At 60.4% G+C, this 1,486-nt stretch carries 2 protein-coding genes; both read left to right on the top strand.

The genetic code is table 11. The features are described from left to right. The coding region (locus RTW80_RS25140; RefSeq protein WP_312720775.1) for a cupin domain-containing protein at positions 1-504 on the top strand (504 nt) is incomplete at its 5' end. 23 nt (positions 505-527) lie between these two features. Beyond that, positions 528-1,486, top strand: a 959-nt coding sequence (gene rfbK, locus RTW80_RS25135) for an O9 family phosphomannomutase RfbK (protein WP_312720773.1), incomplete at its 3' end; no start/stop codon positions are given.

Raw genomic sequence — 1,486 nt, 5'->3', positions numbered from 1 at the left:
TACATCAACAGCGACGAGAAGCTGGTAGCGGCCATCGGTGTGGAGAACCTGGTGATTGTCAGCACCAAGGACGCCGTGCTGGTGATGAACCGCGAGCGTTCCCAGGACGTGAAGAAGGCGGTCGAGTTCCTCAAGCAGAACCAGCGCAGCGAATACAAGCGCCACCGCGAGATTTACCGTCCCTGGGGCCGCTGCGACGTGGTGGTCCAGACCCCGCGCTTCAACGTCAACCGCATCACGGTGAAACCAGGCGGTGCCTTCTCGATGCAGATGCACCACCATCGCGCCGAGCACTGGGTTATTCTCGCCGGCACCGGTCAGGTGACGGTCAACGGCAAGCAGTTCCTGTTGTCCGAGAACCAGTCCACCTTTATTCCGATTGGCGCCGAGCACTGCCTGGAAAACCCTGGCTGTATTCCGCTGGAAGTGCTGGAGATCCAGTCGGGGTCGTACCTCGGCGAGGACGACATTATTCGTATTAAAGACCAGTATGGTCGTTGCTAATTATTTTCGGGACAAGATGCAGAATGACACAGTTAACTTGTTTTAAGGCTTATGACATCCGTGGTGAACTGGGTGAGGAACTGAACGAGGACATCGCCTACCGTATCGGGCGCGCCTACGGCGAATTTCTGAAACCCGGGAAGATAGTGGTGGGGGGGGATGTGCGCCTCACAAGCGAGTCGTTGAAGCTGGCGCTGGCCCGCGGGTTAATGGACGCCGGTACCGATGTGCTGGACATCGGACTGAGCGGCACGGAAGAGATTTACTTCGCCACCTTCCACCTCGGGGTGGACGGCGGCATCGAGGTGACGGCGAGCCACAACCCGATGAACTACAACGGCATGAAGCTGGTGCGCGAGAACGCGAAGCCCATCAGCGGCGACACCGGCCTGCGGGATATCCAGCGCCTGGCGGAGGAGAACCAGTTCCCGCCGGTGGACCCGGAACGTCGCGGGACCCTGCGTCAGATTTCGGTGCTGAAGGAGTACGTCGACCACCTGATGGGCTACGTGGACCTGGCGAACTTCACCCGTCCGCTGAAGCTGGTGGTGAACTCCGGCAACGGGGCGGCGGGGCACGTGATTGATGAGGTGGAGAAACGCTTCGCGGCGGCCGGGGTGCCGGTAACCTTTATCAAGGTGCATCACCAGCCGGATGGCCATTTCCCTAACGGTATCCCTAATCCGCTGCTGCCGGAGTGCCGCCAGGATACCGCCGACGCGGTGCGCGAGCATCAGGCCGACATGGGGATTGCCTTTGACGGCGACTTCGATCGCTGCTTCCTGTTCGATGACGAGGCGTCGTTTATCGAGGGGTATTACATTGTCGGCCTGCTGGCTGAGGCGTTCCTGCAGAAGCAGCCGGGAGCGAAAATCATTCACGACCCGCGCCTGACGTGGAATACGGTAGACATCGTGACCCGCAACGGCGGCCAGCCGGTGATGTCGAAGACGGGGCATGCGTTCATCAAGGAGCGGATGCG

Source organism: Escherichia sp. AM3, from assembly GCF_032029835.1.
Lineage (GTDB): Bacteria > Pseudomonadota > Gammaproteobacteria > Enterobacterales > Enterobacteriaceae > Escherichia > Escherichia coli.
This window is presented reverse-complemented; position numbering and strand designations above follow the sequence as displayed.